This is a genomic window from Corynebacterium parakroppenstedtii (assembly GCF_019754935.1).
Classification (GTDB): Bacteria; Actinomycetota; Actinomycetes; order Mycobacteriales; family Mycobacteriaceae; genus Corynebacterium; species Corynebacterium parakroppenstedtii.
Window position 1 is genome coordinate 139,404 of the sequence record NZ_JAGSOA010000001.1, and the last position, 15,955, is coordinate 155,358.

General features: G+C 56.3%; 15 protein-coding genes. 3 read left to right on the forward strand and 12 right to left on the reverse strand.

The window, feature by feature from the left end; all coding sequences use genetic code 11:
• The first annotated feature begins 45 nt into the window (after positions 1-45).
• Positions 46-1,242: a glucose-6-phosphate dehydrogenase assembly protein OpcA gene (locus tag KCQ76_RS00580; protein WP_046202297.1), complete on the forward strand. Its 1,197-nt coding sequence runs from the start codon at positions 46-48 to the stop codon at positions 1,240-1,242.
• A 62-nt stretch (positions 1,243-1,304) separates the two neighbouring features.
• Positions 1,305-2,153 carry a 6-phosphogluconolactonase gene (gene pgl / locus KCQ76_RS00585; protein WP_046202296.1) on the forward strand — a complete coding sequence of 283 codons (849 nt, stop codon included), beginning with the start codon at positions 1,305-1,307 and terminating at the stop codon, positions 2,151-2,153.
• Positions 2,154-2,369: 216 nt separating this feature from the next.
• Here the strand turns inward: pgl and secG are convergent, their stop codons facing one another.
• Complete coding sequence (gene secG / locus KCQ76_RS00590) at positions 2,370-2,603, reverse strand: preprotein translocase subunit SecG (RefSeq protein WP_012731604.1); 234 nt, start codon at positions 2,601-2,603, stop codon at positions 2,370-2,372.
• Positions 2,604-2,808: 205 nt separating this feature from the next.
• On the opposite strand from secG, the gene KCQ76_RS00595 reads away from it, so the two are divergent.
• On the forward strand, positions 2,809-3,789 hold the full coding sequence (locus KCQ76_RS00595) for a PI-PLC domain-containing protein (protein ID WP_152646993.1): 981 nt from the start codon (positions 2,809-2,811) through the stop codon (positions 3,787-3,789).
• A gap of 94 nt (positions 3,790-3,883) precedes the next feature.
• Here the strand turns inward: KCQ76_RS00595 and tpiA are convergent, their stop codons facing one another.
• The 11 genes from tpiA to KCQ76_RS00650 all read right to left on the reverse strand — a co-directional run bounded on the left by tpiA (position 3,884) and on the right by KCQ76_RS00650 (position 15,902).
• Positions 3,884-4,666, reverse strand: a complete 783-nt coding sequence (gene tpiA, locus KCQ76_RS00600; protein ID WP_046202293.1) for a triose-phosphate isomerase — start codon at positions 4,664-4,666, stop codon at positions 3,884-3,886.
• Positions 4,667-4,749: 83 nt separating this feature from the next.
• Positions 4,750-5,961 (reverse strand): phosphoglycerate kinase, encoded by a 1,212-nt coding sequence (locus KCQ76_RS00605; protein WP_046202292.1) that lies wholly within the window; start codon positions 5,959-5,961, stop codon positions 4,750-4,752.
• Between the two features lie 99 nt (positions 5,962-6,060).
• Positions 6,061-7,065 carry a type I glyceraldehyde-3-phosphate dehydrogenase gene (gap, locus tag KCQ76_RS00610; RefSeq protein ID WP_046202291.1) on the reverse strand — a complete coding sequence of 335 codons (1,005 nt, stop codon included), beginning with the start codon at positions 7,063-7,065 and terminating at the stop codon, positions 6,061-6,063.
• A gap of 242 nt (positions 7,066-7,307) precedes the next feature.
• Positions 7,308-8,312, reverse strand: a complete 1,005-nt coding sequence (gene whiA, locus KCQ76_RS00615) for a DNA-binding protein WhiA (RefSeq protein ID WP_046202290.1) — start codon at positions 8,310-8,312, stop codon at positions 7,308-7,310.
• A 1-nt stretch (position 8,313) separates the two neighbouring features.
• Complete coding sequence (locus KCQ76_RS00620) at positions 8,314-9,417, reverse strand: gluconeogenesis factor YvcK family protein (protein WP_180962456.1); 1,104 nt, start codon at positions 9,415-9,417, stop codon at positions 8,314-8,316.
• Between the two features lie 63 nt (positions 9,418-9,480).
• The gene (gene rapZ, locus KCQ76_RS00625) at positions 9,481-10,434 is read right to left on the reverse strand and encodes an RNase adapter RapZ (RefSeq protein ID WP_257994316.1); all 954 of its coding nucleotides are present in this window, start codon (positions 10,432-10,434) and stop codon (positions 9,481-9,483) included.
• A 10-nt stretch (positions 10,435-10,444) separates the two neighbouring features.
• Complete coding sequence (gene uvrC, locus KCQ76_RS00630) at positions 10,445-12,562, reverse strand: excinuclease ABC subunit UvrC (RefSeq protein ID WP_046202289.1); 2,118 nt, start codon at positions 12,560-12,562, stop codon at positions 10,445-10,447.
• Positions 12,563-12,565: 3 nt separating this feature from the next.
• Positions 12,566-13,051 (reverse strand): PH domain-containing protein, encoded by a 486-nt coding sequence (locus KCQ76_RS00635; protein ID WP_241864710.1) that lies wholly within the window; start codon positions 13,049-13,051, stop codon positions 12,566-12,568.
• 143 nt (positions 13,052-13,194) lie between these two features.
• Positions 13,195-13,674, reverse strand: a complete 480-nt coding sequence (gene ribH / locus KCQ76_RS00640; protein ID WP_046202287.1) for a 6,7-dimethyl-8-ribityllumazine synthase — start codon at positions 13,672-13,674, stop codon at positions 13,195-13,197.
• Positions 13,675-13,789: 115 nt separating this feature from the next.
• On the reverse strand, positions 13,790-15,052 hold the full coding sequence (locus tag KCQ76_RS00645) for a bifunctional 3,4-dihydroxy-2-butanone-4-phosphate synthase/GTP cyclohydrolase II (RefSeq protein WP_046202414.1): 1,263 nt from the start codon (positions 15,050-15,052) through the stop codon (positions 13,790-13,792).
• Between the two features lie 133 nt (positions 15,053-15,185).
• Positions 15,186-15,902 carry a riboflavin synthase gene (locus KCQ76_RS00650; protein WP_197416773.1) on the reverse strand — a complete coding sequence of 239 codons (717 nt, stop codon included), beginning with the start codon at positions 15,900-15,902 and terminating at the stop codon, positions 15,186-15,188.
• Between the last annotated feature and the right edge of the window lie 53 nt (positions 15,903-15,955).

Here is a 15,955-nt window from a genome sequence, read left to right on the forward strand (position 1 = left end):
TCCTCACATCACACGCACATTTTCAGGGAATGAGAAAACCGACGCATGATCATTAACCTCCCCAATACAACAACCCGCGACATCTCTAAACGCCTCGTCACCGTCCGTGAGTCGGGTGGCGAAGTCACGACCGGCCGTGTGCTCACTTTGATCATCGTCGCGTCAATTAACGACGATTACGAAACGTTTATTACAGCGGCTAATGAAGCCTCACAGGAGCATCCGTCTCGTATTCTCGTGTTGCTCACGGATGATTCCTCCTCAACCGCGAGCCAATCTGATAGTGATGACAACGGCAATTCGCAGACTGAGCTTGCAGACTATGAGAATCTCGAAGAGTTTGAGCGTGCTCTCGACGCGATGCCCACCACGACGCAACCCGGAACGTCCGACGAGGACACCGCGCAGTCAAGTGCCACAGATGACGTAACGTCCAGCGGGCGCGTTGATGCCGAAATACGCATGGGAGGCGACGCTGGTGCCGCTGAAGTCGTCGTCATGAAGTTATATGGCGCTGTTAGTCAGCATCTCGCAAGCGTTGTGATGCCGATTTTGTTGCCAGATACTCCGATTGTGGCGTGGTGGCCGGCCAGCCGCCCCCCGTTCCCCGCGACCGATCCGATCGGGCGTCTTGCCGGCCGACGAATTACTGACTCCCTATCATCAAGTATTGAGGACGGAATCTTTAGGTGCCGATCGTCGTATGCGCCCGGCGACTCTGATCTTGCCTGGTCACGTATAACGCAGTGGCGTGGAATTTTAGCGTCGGCACTCGATCAGCCTCCGTTTTCTCCTATCCGTGGAGTGACGATTGCTGGCCCATCGGAAGACCCGAGCGTTGATATAGCCGGCGGATGGCTTGCGGACCGTTTAGGAATGAATGTCACCCGTGAATCCACGGACTCGCCCAAGGTACCTCTTGATTCCGAAGGGCGCCCCACTATCGGCGTGCAAAGCGTGACAATCCATCGAGATAGTGGCGATTTGATCCTCCGCACCTTTAGCGCACATACGCTGACGATCACACGCGAAGGATCAGGCCGTGAAAGTCGCGTTGCCCTCACACGACGCGGAACAGCTGACTGCCTCGCGGAAGAGTTGCGTCACCTTGACCCCGATGTCATCTACGCACAAGCTCTCCGAGGGCTATCCAGAGTTCACCGCGTCGATGCTTTCGATTCAGACGAGTCGCACGCACCTGACGACGCGAACGACAGTGATGTCGAAGCAGACCGTGAATAGGTCGTCGGCAGTGCAATAAACCCCATCGTTGTGTGATAGACCGCAAGAAGAAAGGCGTATGGATGAGCGAAAAGTCTAGTTCCGATTCAGATGTCCGCATCGTCGCGTGTGCAGATCAAGCAGAAGTGGCTATGCGAGCAGCACGCGATGTTGAAAACGTCATAGTCAGTATTCAGGAGGGACGTGAGGGCGCTAGTAACACCACCGGGGTTACCCCGGATGGTTACGCCCGGCTGGTGGTCACGGGTGGAAGCACGGGTATCGCGGTGCTCCACCAGCTGTATATCGATAGTGGAGCCGGCAACGCGGGTATTGACTGGAACCGTGTCCACGTGTTCTTCGGTGATGAGCGCTGGGTGCCAGCAGACCATCCGGAGCGGAATGACAAACAGGCAGCAGAGGCTCTGTTCAGCAACATCGATATCCCGCAGGAGAATCTCCATCGCTTCCCTGCCCCATCGTCCGACGGTGCGTATGGAGAGACCGAAGGATCCCGCAGCGGAAACGTCGACGGCGCGGAGCTCAAGGACGCTGCTGCATCGTACGCAGATACCATCACTACGTACGCTCCTGATGGATTCGACATCCACCTCTTAGGAATGGGGACGGAGGGTCACATTAACTCCCTGTTCCCGCATACGCCTGAGTTGACAAGTGATGACACCGTTGTATCGGTAACTGATTGTCCGAAGCCACCGCCCACGCGTTTATCGCTCACCCGTCGCGCGCTGAATTCATCGACACGTGTGTGGTTCGTCGTTGCTGGTGAAGGAAAAGCTGAGGCTCTTGGGCACGCAGTCTCCGGGGACGATGCAGACATGTGGCCAGCTGCGGGCGCACGTGGGCAAGAAGATACTGCCGTCTACGCCGACGCGCCAGCCCTATCTCAGCTGCAGAGCCCATCGTCATAAGCCACCAAAAATTGCCGACTGAGATAGCGCATCTCTACTCGGTCTGAATAAGGATTGCGGTGCCCGTCGGCAAAAATAAGTAGGCCCTTCGCGTGATCCGCTATAGGGCCTCTTTTACGCGGCGTTGTGGCCGTCGCTAGATTTCATCCACCACCGGATCACGTCCGTCTAATGCTCGGAAGGCCGGAATGAACGTGGAGGGCTAACCGTCCATGATTATCCGTATGCCTGAAGTAGGTTCAAACCGATCACTGCAGCTAACCAGATAATCGCGCAGACGATGGTAATGCGGTCGAGGTTCTTCTCTGCAACCGTCGATCCTGAAAGATTTGATTGCATTCCGCCACCAAAAAGGCTGGACAATCCGCCGCCCTTGCCTTTGTGCAAAAGGACGAACAGCCCCATGAGCAGGCTAAACACAACCAAAACGATTTGCAACGCGAGATGCATTGGTGTGGGTGCTCCAATCAGGAAGTAATGTCACCGACCGTTAATAACCACACCAGTGTAACGTACTGGCGCCGTGGAGTGAATGTGCCCCACTCCATGTGTCACATGAAGCCGCGACATTACGTTGCGTAAGGCCCACGAGATTCGTTCGCGGACAGGGGAAGGCATAATAGGGGTTGTGAGAACTCGAGCTCGCCTACTTTCTTTGACGGACCACTTTCATGCTGCAGCTCAGGGGGTTGGAGTAACCGTACACGCCATTGCCGACGCGCTCATTCGTCGGTTGCATCTTCAGCGGGTGGTAGGTGCACTTCCTTTTATTCCGCCTGGGCTGCGGGCTGCTCTCGGCTACCTGGTTCCGCTTAAGCCGGCGGATCTTCCAGAGCGTCTCCCCCATGTGCATGCGCATAACGACAGTTCCCACCGGTTCCCTCTCCGCGAGGCGCTCCTCCGCGGCTTTGCCTCAGTGGAGGCTGATGCCACCCTGTACCACGGGCGATTTCTCCTGGGGCACAGTGTTTTAGAAAAAAGCCGGGGTTTGGATTTAGAAAGAGACTATCTCGAACCACTCGCCACTATGGCGCGACTGGGACCTCTCTTCCCCACTGGAAACAATGACGCCAGCAACGCCCCCGCAACTCCACAATCAGGTAATGAGGAACCCGTTTATGTCCACGTTGATATCAAATCGGCCGGGCTTCCTGCGTTGAAACAACTCGAAGCTATCGCGTCCCGCTACTCGGATGTGCTGAGTGAATGGACCGGGGAAAAATATATTCCCCGACGTCTGACTCTGATTGCGACCGGAAATAGCCTGAGGGCAGCCGATGAATGGTGGACGCAGCCACCGACGAAAGATCACCATCGTCGGGTATTCCTCGATGGCCGTCCGGAAGATTTAGATGCCTGCCTTCCAACATGGCTTATGCCCATAGTGAGTACTGATTTCACGCACTTCTCAGCGTGGCGGGGTTTCCGAGCTATCGCGGCTTCGGAAGAAGCTGCAGTGAGGGAATTCGTGTCTTCCGTGCACGAGCAAGGACGGCAGGCCCGGTTATGGGGCATCCCAACATGGCCCTACGCCAACCACGCACGAGTAAGCCGGTGGCTCCTCAATGCCGGACTCGATTGGGTGAGTGTCGACAATTTACGAGGAGCACACCGGCTCATTCATTCGGCGCTCTAGTGCACGTAGCAGCACGAGTACTAACTAGCACCCGCGCTAGCGCCGTGACCCGCCTACCCCGGAGCTACATCACTCCGAGTAGGCAGAAGAGGTCTTAAACGCTACCGTCGGCAGCGAGGGCAGAGAGCTTAGCGAAGTCTTCACCATCGAGTGAAGCACCACCAACAAGTCCACCGTCAATATCCTGCTCAGCAATCAGTTCAGAAACATTGCCCGTCTTCATGGAGCCGCCGTACAGGACACGGATTGAGGACGCCGTCTCCTCGTCTGTCAGCTCGGCGAGGGCACCACGAATAGCGTGGCACACTTCCTGTGCATCCGAGGCAGATGCGGTCTTACCCGTTCCGATCGCCCAGATGGGTTCATAAGCGATAACAGACTTTGCGATTTCGTCCTTGCTCAACCCGGCAAGTGACTCCTTGACCTGGTCGACGACGAACGAGACGTGCTTGCCTGCCTCGCGAACGTCCAGAGACTCTCCTACACAAACGATCGGGGTCATACCGGCGTCGAGAGCCTTCTTAGCCTTCGCAGCAACGATCTCGTTGGTCTCGGAGTGGTAGTCGCGGCGCTCTGAGTGGCCCACGATGACCCACGAGCATCCCAACTTGGACAGCATCGACGGAGCGATTTCGCCGGTGTACGCACCGGAATCGTGTGTCGAGATGTCTTGAGCACCATAGGTGACGCGCAGCTTGTCCCCATCCACCAAAGTCTGCACCGAACGAATGTCGGTAAACGGAGGAATGACCGCGACATCAACCTTGTCGTAGTAGTCCTTGGGGAGTGCAAAAGCGAGTTTCTGTACCACGGAGATGGCCTCAAGGTGGTTGAGGTTCATCTTCCAGTTACCAGCAATAAGTGGTTTACGAGCCATGAACAGTCCTTTCGTACAAAGGTGAGCCCCGGGTCAACAGTGATGTCGACCGGAGAATAGAAATTCGCCTAGCAGCCGAGTGCTTAGCGGTCGAGTACAGCAACACCCGGAAGGGTCTTGCCCTCGATGAGCTCCAGTGAAGCTCCGCCACCTGTGGAGATGTGGGAGAACGCTTCATCAGCGAAGCCGAGGTTGCGGACGGCTGAAGCGGAATCGCCACCACCAATCACGGAGAATGCTCCGTTCTTGGTTGCCTCTGCAATGGCCTCCGCGAGCCCCTTGGTGCCATTAGCGAATGCTTCGAACTCGAACACACCCACTGGGCCGTTCCAGAAAATGGTCTTGGCCCCGTTCAGACGCTCGCCGAAGGTCTTAATCGACTCTGCGCCAGTATCCAGGCCCATCCAGCCGTCTTCGATACCGTCGGCAGATACCGTCTTGTGCTCGGTGTTCGCATCAAATTCCTTGCCGACGACGATGTCTGACGGCAGGACGATCTTGTCCGAGTATTCGGAGAGCAGGTTCTTGCACTCGTCGATCATGGACTCTTCGAGCAGGGAGTCTCCGACGCCGTAGCCCTTAGCCTTGAGGAATGTGTAGCACATCCCACCACCGATAATGAGGGTGTCAACTTTCGGTGCGAGGGCTTTAATAACTCCGAGCTTGTCGGAAACCTTCGATCCGCCGAGGCAGACCGCGTAAGGATGCTGAGGATCATCCGTACACTTCGAGAGCTGCTCAAGTTCCTTCTCAACGAGGTAACCGACGTAGGCCGGCAGCTTCTTCGCAACGTCGTAGACGGAAGCTTGCTTCCGGTGGACAACTCCGAAGCCGTCAGACACGAATGCACCATTATCGCCCGTCAGAGCTGCGAGTTCAGATGCCAATTCCTCACGCTCAGCGTCGTCCTTGCTCTTCTCACGAGGATCGAAGCGAACGTTTTCAAGGAGCAGGACATCGCCATCATTGAGGCCGTTGGCACGTTCGTGGGCGTCTTCGCCGGAAACATCCGATGCCAGTGCGACGTACTGATCTAAGCGCTGGGACAGGGCCTCAGCAACAGGTGCCAGTGAGAATTGAGTGTCCTGCGGTGACTTCGGCCGTCCTAAGTGAGCCGCAACGATCACACGCGCTCCTGCTTCAGTGAGAGCTTTGATCGTTGGGAGCGATGCGTCGATGCGACCGGGGTCGGTAATGACCTTATCCTTAAGTGGGACATTGAGGTCTGCGCGTACGAGGACGTGACGGCCCTCGACACCTTCCTTGAGCAAATCAGCGAGTTTCTTTACTGCCATAACAACTCCTCGTTAGTTTTATTGATATATAAAAAGACGGGCCGACGGCGTGCCGTGGCACAGCCCCCGGCCCGCTAGATCACTCGGGCGAGTGGAGGATTAGAGACGCTGTCCGATGTAGTCGGTCATGCGAACGAGCTGGTTGGAGTAGCCCCACTCGTTGTCGTACCAGGAAACAACCTTGACCTGGTTGCCGAGAACACGGGTCATCTCAGAGTCGAAGATCGAGCCGTGCGGGTTGTGCTGGATGTCAGTGGAAACCAGCGGCTCGTCGGAGTACTCGAAGGCAACGCTGAGCTTCTCGTCCTCGGAAGCCTTCTTCATCGCGGCGTTAACTTCCTCAACAGTGACGTCCTTCTTCGGGACGAAGGTGAGGTCAACGAGCGATCCGGTCGGTACCGGCACGCGAACAGCGAAGCCATCAAGCTTGCCGTTGAGGTCTGGAAGAACCAGGCCGACGGCCTTAGCAGCACCGGTGGTGGTCGGAACGATGTTCAGAGCAGCTGCACGGGCACGACGCAGATCCTTGTGAGGAGCGTCATGCAGGCGCTGGTCACCGGTGTAGGCGTGAACGGTGGTCATCAGGCCGGACTCAATGCCGAAGGCATCGTCAAGGGCCTTGGCCAGCGGAGCCAGGCAGTTGGTGGTGCAGGATGCGTTCGAGACGACGGTCATGTCGTCGGTGTAGGTCTCGTGGTTGACACCGTAAACGAAGGTGCCGTCGACTTCCTTACCAGGAGCCGAAATAATGACCTTCTTAGCACCTGCCTCGATGTGAGCCTTGGCAGCCTCGCCCTTGGTGAAGAAGCCGGTTGACTCGATAACGATATCGGCGCCTAGCTTGCCCCAGTCGAGGTTCTTCGGGTCCCGCTCCGCGGAAACCGCGATGCGGTGGCCATCAACGGTGATGGACTCGTCATCGTACTCGACCTTCGCGTCCAGTGGCCCCATGATGGAGTCGTGCTTCAGAAGCAGGGACAGGGTGTGGTTATCGGTCAGGTCGTTGACACCAACAACCTCGATGTCTGCACCCTGCTCACGGATAGCGCGGTAGAAGTTACGGCCAATACGACCAAACCCATTAATACCGACACGAACGGTCACGGTAATTCTCCTTAGCTATGTAGCTGTCTAGGTTAAGGACGTAATCAGGCGATCTTCGTATAGCCTTTCCGTCCTTGCACTGACTACTTTACAGCTGAACTGAGATATATGCAGCAGTCAGAGCAGAATGAGACAAACAACACTTTTGCATAAACGGACATTGGTTCCCACGAAACGGGCATGAACGCACATTTGGTACTCAGTGACGGAGCTCTAGCCGCACAAAAGGGCCAGTGACGCGGCTAATCCTCATCAAAAAGGTCACTGGTGACGGCAGAAAAAGTATCGGGAACTCCTAATTCAGCTGCTCGTCTATCCGCCAGTGACAGTAGACGTCGAATCCGTCCCGCAATGGCGTCCTTACTGATCGGAGGATCGGCCAGCTCACCGAGTTCTTCAAGCGACGAGTGACGATGCTCTGTGCGCAACCGCCCGGCAGCTGCAAGGTGCTCCGGAATATCATCGCCCAGAAGCTCAGTGGCACGCTCAACACGGGCCGCGGCAGCGGCAGCAGCACGAGCCGAGCGTCGTAAATTGGCGTCGTCGAAATTCGCCAACCGATTCGTCGAGGTATGGGCCTCACGACGTTTGCGCTGCTCGTCCCATTCGATCCGTGTGCGATGAGCCCCCATCCGACTCAACAGCGCTCCAATAGCGTCGCCCTCGCGAACCTGAACACGCTCTGCCCCACGGACTTCACGGTTCTTCGCGGCAATACCTAGTCGACGTGCACAACCAATCAAACCGATGGCCGCCGCGGTTTGTGGAGCGATCACCTCGAGGGCCGACGACCGGCCCGGCTCTGTCACCGATCCTCGAACCAAGAACGCCCCACGCCACGCTGCTTCGCAATCGACAGCTGTGCCGTGAACAATTCGCGGCGGAAGCCCCCGGACAGGACGGCCAGCCCGATCCAAAAGACCAAGGCGCCGCGCAACTTCTAGCCCCTCGCCCCGACGATTCCACTCAACCTCAAACACCGGCTTCTTGGATGATTGCGTGCGGTCCGACACAACAGCGTGAATGTCATACAGATCGACAACGTGTTGACGCGCCCGCTCTGCGACGTCGGACGAATCGACGTCCAACGAAACCACCAATGACTCCGGCGACCGACCAGGGTTATTGTCGCCCAGTCGAAGCTTGCCAGCGAAGCGGATCATCGCGCCGACTTCGGAGCGTCGAGCATTAGACGCAGTGGCCGTGGTACCGGCGATTTCGGCTTTAATATCGGCTGTTAAACCCACGCTATTTGGTTCTCCTTACCGATTTTTGTTCCTGAGCTGCCGAATACACCTCAGACAGCACGCGGGCCAACTTCCTCGGAGAATGGGTGCTCAGCCACCGCCCTTGTTCATCATCATGGCGGACGTCGCCAATGGTCAGCTCAGCGCCGAAATTCGCGGCAGCGCGGCTCAGATGCATGCGCTCTCGTGTCCCCGTCACCGAATGCTCGTCGACAATCACGGTATCGAGCGAAAGATCCTGACAATGCTGCTGAAGCATGTGGAGGTGTCGTTCAACGGTGAAGCCCGGGGTCTCCCCTGGCTCTGCAACGAGATTAACGACGACAACCTTATGGGCTTGAGTCTCCTGGAGGGCTTTCACAACGTCGGGAACCAAAATGTGAGGAACCACAGACGAAAACCAGGATCCCGGGCCTAAGGTCACCACGTCGGCGTTCATGATCGCGTCGATGACAGCGGCACTGCTCGGCGGATTCTCGGGAATTAACTTCACGCGTCGGACCTGGCCCGGTGTTGTCGCCACGGCGACCTGGCCGCGCACCGGAGAAACCACCCGAGGATCATCCTCCAGCCCAGCGACTTCAGCCTCAATATCCAGGGGCTCTGGACTCATGGGAAGCACACGACCACGGATGCGCATGAGCTTCGCTACCTCAGCTAATGCCTCAACCTCATCCCCCATCACGTCAATGAGACCTTGAATAATGAGGTTTCCGACCGCATGGCCGGCCAAAGCGCCGCGTCCACCAAACCGGTGCTGAAGGACGCTTTCCCACAAGCGGCCCTCGGGATCATCGGCTGCTAACGCGGCTAACGCCATTCGCAAATCGCCCGGCGGGATTGAGTTGAACTCCTTACGCAGACGTCCTGACGACCCACCATCATCTGCCACAGTGACGATTGCCGAGACATCATCAGACAAGGTACGCGCTGCTCGGAGCGTCGCGAAGAGTCCGTGTCCGCCACCTAAACACGCCATCCGATCGATATGAGATAGCTGCGTCGGAGGGATTCCCGCAGAGGAGTCGTCGTGAGAGGACTTGTCGTTATTAGCGTGAGTCAAGGGGTCTTCGCTCATCGATGTTTGAGGAGAAGCAGTATTCATACAAACTCAATTCCAATAATGATTACTCGGTTTTATGACATCAACGGCTAGTGCCAGAGCGGCCTAGTCACGGTCAAAGTCGCGGTGGGTCACGGTGACATCGTCACCTTGAGCACGTAAGCGTCGAGCAATCTCCTCGGCTACGGCAACACTACGGTGGTGGCCGCCGGTGCATCCGATAGCCACCGTCGTAAAGCTTTTCCCCTCTTGTTTGTAGCCTTCCTGCATAACGTTAAACATGTCCACAAAGGAATTAATGAAACGGTCAACATTTTCATGGCTGAGGACATAATCAGCGACTTCATGATCGGTTCCCCGGAATTCCCGCAGATGAGGAACCCAATACGGGTTGGGGAGGAAACGAACGTCCAGAACGATATCGGCATCTCGAGGAATCCCGTGCTTAAAACCGAACGACTGAATAGTGACATGCTGGACATTGGAGTCGAGCGCATCGAAACAACGTTCAATTTCTCGACGCAGGTCGTGAACGGAAAAATTGGTCGTATCAATGACTATGTCGGCTTGATCACGAATGTCCTCCAACACTTCACGCTCACGCGCAATCCCCATGTGAAGCGTATCGGTGCCCTGGAGCGGATGCTTGCGGCGGACTGTATCGAACCGCTTAATGAGCGTCTCATCGTCCGCGTCTAAGAACATGATGATCGGCCGTCGGCCATCTTCTTCTAACGACGACAGCACGTCCCCGAGTGACCCTGCAAAGTCGCGCGACCGCACATCTGTGACGATCGCCAACCGCTCGATCGGCGAGTCAGGAGAGAACGAGAGCTCAACCATGCGCATGATGAGCTCCGGCGGCAGATTATCGGCAACATACCATCCCATTTCCTCTAGGACGTTCGCTGCGGATTGCCGGCCTCCCCCAGACATGCCAGTGATGAGGACCAGCGAATTTTCGGCCACATGGTGTGGACTTTGGTCCTCAGGAGAGATCCCTTGTGCTGGGTTGATATCCGTGGCAGCTGTACTCGAAGAACGCGCAGAGTCAGGCATACTCATTACTTTACTTGTTTTGGTTCCTATTTTTCGGGGCAGGATCTTCTGAGACACTAGTCGGCCCGTCAGAATCCTGATCCGACTTTCCGTGGAGGCCCTCATACACCAAGGCAGCAAGTGCGGGACCGATGCCATTAGCAGTTGTCAGATCATCAATACTCGCTTTTTTAATCTGGGCCACACTGCCGAATGTTTTTAATAAATCAGCCTTCCGTTTTTCACCCAGTCCGGCGATGTTATCCAGTTCTGATTGGCGCAGACGTCCCGTCCGTCGCGACCGCTGATACGTAATTGCCACGCGGTGTGCCTCATCACGGATATTTTGGAAGAGGTACAAGCCCTCGGAACGACGCGGCAAAATCACCGGAAATTCCTCGTGTGGTAGCCACACTTCCTCGAGGCGTTTCGCAATACCGCACAACGTGACATCGGTAATTCCCAACTCATCTAACACCTCTTGAGCAGCATTAACCTGAGGTGCGCCACCGTCGACCACGAAGAGCTGAGGAGAATACGCAAAACGCTTCGCCGCCGACGGATCGGCCAGGTCAGCATTGGTGTTCACCTCAGCCATCTCAGACGGAGCCAGCTTGCTTTCCTCAGCCGCGATGCTATCCGCCACGGCACCGTCGTCGGGAACTTCTGTGGAACCCTTCTTGTACCGCAAAAATCGTCTGCGAACTACTTCTTTAATACTTGCAACATCGTCGGAATGCCCCTCCCCTGCTGCTTCCTTAATCTTGTAGCGGCGGTAATCCGATTTCTTCGGGGCCCCATCCTCAAAAACGACCAGGGAAGCCACGACGTCGGTGCCCTGGAGGTGGGAAATATCGGTGCACTCGATGCGAAGCGGCGGCTCTGCCATGCCCAAGTTTTCTTGGATTGCTTCGATGGCGGCGCTGCGGGCTGTGAGGTCCCCGGTTCGACGCAGTTTGTGCTGGTGGAGGGACTCTGCTGCATTACGAACGACGGTGTCCATGAGGGCCCGTTTATCGCCACGTTGAGGAACCCGAATGTCAACGTGCGCACCCCTCAGTCCCGACAAATACTCACCGATCTGCGTGATGTCCTCGGGCTCCTCCATAACCAGGACCTCACGCGGTACCGGTTGTCGAACGTCATCGAGAACCCTGGAGCCCTCAACGGCTGTCGTCTCTTCTGCGGTCTCCTGAGCGCGCTCGACTTCATCGCTGTAGTACTGCAGCAAAAACTCACGAATGAGCGCACCGATGGAATCCTCCGAATCCCCGCTGCGCTCCACGACCCAGGCACGCTGCCCGTGGATTCGCCCCCGTCGAACAGTGAAAATCTGGACAGCGGCTTCTAGTTCATCTGCGGACACTCCGATTAGATCGGTATCTGTGTCCTCGGGGAGCACAATGGCTTGCTTTTCCGACACAGCTTTTATCGCTTCAATGTCGTCGCGAAGATGGGCGGCTCTCTCGAAATTAAGTTCCGTAGCTGCCGCTTCCATATCGGCCGTCAGGCTCTTAATGATGTCACGGGAATTCCCTGCAAAAACAGAGCATAAGCCCGTAATTAGCTTCCGGTGGTCTCCCTCAGAGATGCGCCCAATGCACGGTGCAGAACATTTGTCGATGTAGCCCAGAAGACAGGGCCGCCCCAGGAGCTCGTGGCGGTGGTACACGCCTTTTGAGCAGGTCCGCACAGGGAAAACTTGAGTGAGTGATTCGAGGGATTCCCGGACAGCCCATACTTTGGGGAAAGGACCGAAATACCGCACGCCTTTCCGGCGAGGTCCCCGGTAGACCCAGGCACGGGGGATTCGCTCCCATTGAGACACCGCGAGCATCGGGTAGCTCTTGTCGTCCCGGAAGACCACGTTGTATCGCGGGTTAAACCGCTTGATCCAGGTGTATTCGAGGTTGAGAGCTTCATCTTCCGACGCCACCACTGTCCACCGAACTTGGGACGCGGCAAACACCATTTGGCGCGTTCGTGGGTGGAGATGTTCGGGTGTCTGGAAGTAGTTAGATAACCGAGCCCGAAGATTCTTTGCTTTTCCGACGTATAACACGCGGTCTTCTGGATCCCGGAATGTATATACTCCCGGCTCGGTGGGAATGGTCCCTGCCGCCGGGCGATATGTGGCGGGATTGGCCACCGGCTAGTCCTCCGGAAGGTAGGCGTCTTCTAGTAAGCGGAAATTGTTCACGGCATCGACAACTCGATTACCGTCGGCAGCTTGGAAAGCCCACATGGACACGAACTCGAAATCAGGGAGTTCTAGCCGTGCAGTGCGTGAGTTTTTCGGAAAGCTTAAACCGTGCACGATCTCCCACGGATAAAACTGGGGGTTGAGGAAATTACGTACCTCGACGCCGTCTTTATTCACGCGGACCCGCGGGCGTAGCCCCAGCATCCATATGCTCGAAAAGATAATGCCGATCCCGATAAAAGACCATTGATCCACAGTGGTCACCGCCGCACCTGTGTAACCGAGACGGACGACCAGGGCCATGAAGATGTGAATGGCCATGATGACAACGACGCCGGCCCAGGTCCACTGCTTTAGTTTTGTGGACGTCACTACGAGTTCCCATGGTGCGGTGCTCGTGGTGGGCGTGTCATATGCGAGGTAGTCCTCAGACATGTTCGTTTCGCTCACACCATTACTCACGGCTCCGACCCTACCTTTTTTCTTCACTGTTACCGAATTAGTGCTCGGCGTGGATGCTGTTCGTGGATGCTGCCTCTGTAGTCAGAACACTGCAGGGTTACTCTTTTAATCCATTTTCAATCCGTGGCCATGCTTTGTAGTGTTTGAGCAGTATGAATGGCAGCGATCATGGCCTCAGCGCCCTTATTTTCATGGGCCGACGGTCCACCAGCTCTGTCGACGGCTTGTTCGTGGGTGTTGCAGGTAAGAACGCCATTTCCGACGGGTGTTTCTGTCTCCACGGCAATTTTCGTCAATCCATATGTCACCGCATTACACACGTGATCAAAGTGAGGCGTTCCGCCTTGGATGACACAGCCCAAGGCGACGACAGCGTCGTGCGTTTTGGTGGCTTTCTTGACGACGACGGGGATCTCGAGCGCACCGACGACCGGAATGACGGTGACCTCTGCCCCGGCTGTCTCCCCTGCTTGTCGTGCCTGAGATGCTAATTCATTGGTAATGTCTCGATTCCATTCCGAGACAACGATGGCGACACGGAGTCCGTGTGCAGATCCGGGTTTGATGGTGATGGTGGGGCTTCCCTCGCCACTCATGAGTTATTCCTTTCGGTGGTATGTGCGGGAGTGACATGCGGTGACGCGAGCTTTGTTCGCGTTCACGGCACGGAGATGGATGTAAAAACCGATGCGCCTTTATTCCGGCGGGTTGTTAGACGGTTCCGGCGTGACCCGGCGTATGAGCGGCCTCCCAGGCATTCAAACTAGGCAAATCGTGGCCCATCTTGTCGCGCTTAGTGCGAAGATAATTGAGGTTTTCCGGGTACACATTGACCTCAATACTTCGACGTCCGCTGATTCGTAAGCCATGCCCCTTCAGCCCTGCTCGTTTCGTCGGATTATTGGACAAAAGAATCATGGACTTAACGCCGAGATCAGAGAGTATGGCGGAGCCTGTCCCGTATTCACGCGCATCAGCCGGCTTACCCAGTTCAATATTGGCGTCAACGGTGTCGTAACCGTCATCTTGCAGCTTATAGGCCTGCAGCTTGTTCAGAAGACCAATGCCCCGGCCCTCGTGACCACGCATATACAGGACGACGCCGCGTCCCTCCTTATACACCTCTTCCATTGCTTGATGGAGCTGATCGCCGCAATCACACCGGCGCGAACCAAAAACATCACCGGTGAGGCATTCGGAGTGAACTCTCACGAGGACATCTTCCCCACCGTTATCAGAGGGATCACCGACGACGAGGGCTACGTGCTCGAGTCCATCGATGACGCTCCTATATCCGATGGCGGTAAAACGACCATACGACGTCGGAAGCGTGGTTTCTACGACACGCTCAACAAGCTGCTCCGTGTTCCGTCGGTAAGCGATGAGCTGGTCGATGGAGATCATCGTGAGCGAATGTTCGTCGGCAAACCGACGTAACTCGGGTCCCCGTGCCATGGAAGTGGGATCCTCTTCGCTCACTATTTCACAGAGCGCACCGGCAGGATTGAGGTGAGCGAGGCGGGCGAGGTCGACGGCAGCCTCGGTATGCCCGGCGCGAACAAGGACTCCTCCCGGCCGAGCTCGAAGAGGGACCACATGGCCGGGTCGTGTGAAATTCGCGGGGCCGGAATCGGGAGACGCCAGTAGCCGAATGGTATGCGCGCGATCAGTGGCTGAAATACCAGTGGTTCCGCCTTCTGCCGCGTCGACAGTAACTGTATAAGCTGTGCTTTTCTTGTCTTGGTTTCGCGTCACCATGGGCGGGAGATAGCACCGGTCAGCGTCTTCATCAGTCATGCCGACGCACACATACCCCGACGAATATCGCACCATGAATGCGAGCGACGTCGCGGTAATACGATCGGCGGCGATGATCATATCGCCTTCGTTTTCGCGATCCTCGTCATCGACGACGATCACCGGCTTGCCTGCTGCAATGTCGCGGATAGCCTCGTCAATGGTGTTGAGCTGGATATTTCCGCGATACGTATGCGAATCCTGAGGGTCAGAGCGTTGATCGTGGGAGTGGCTCTGGGGTTCTGCGAGATCGGTGTGGTGTGTAGTCACGGCGTGCTGTTCCATCGTCTTCTCTTGTTTCCGTCTTCTATTATTTCGACTGCTGAGCTGCTGGGTCGGTCACCGCGTGGAGATAACCACTGACATTGGCATTGCGTTCGATGTATTTGGCGACAATATCGACCTCGATATTGACCGGGGCATCCACTGCGAGCGAGCCGAGGATCGTGTCCCGCATGGTGGTAGGAATTAATGAGACCTCAAACCACGGGTCGGCAGTATCGGGAGGTGCCACCGCGGAGACAGTGAGCGATGTTCCGCTGACCGCGATCGATCCCTTTTCAACAACATATCGAGCTAAATTCGACGGGAGACTAAAGCGGAAGATCTCCCATTTATCGTGAGGATCTCGTGAGAGTAACCGGGCTGTTCCATCGACGTGGCCTTGAACTATATGTCCCCCGAGACGCTGTGATGGTTGGACTGCCCGTTCAAGGTTGACCTGGTCACCGGGGCAAATATCGCCCAACGTTGTGCGATCAAGCGTTTCGCCCATAACGTCCATGATCACCGCTGTTCCCTCATGACCGGCGTCGGTCAAGCACACGCCATTGACTGCGAGCGAATCGCCCTTAGAGAGGGTATCGGTGACTCCTGGTGCGTCAACAGTAATCCTGATGAAATCGGGGGTATCTCGTTCTTTGTTCGACGACGACGCCTCAGCCTGATCTGAGGGCGATTCCGCTCCCCGATCAATAGCGACGACTGTTCCAAGAGCTTCAACGATGCCAGTAAACACGATTGCCATTCTATCTTTCTGTGTCTGTCGTTCGGTGCTTAAGCATTCCGATAATGCTCAGG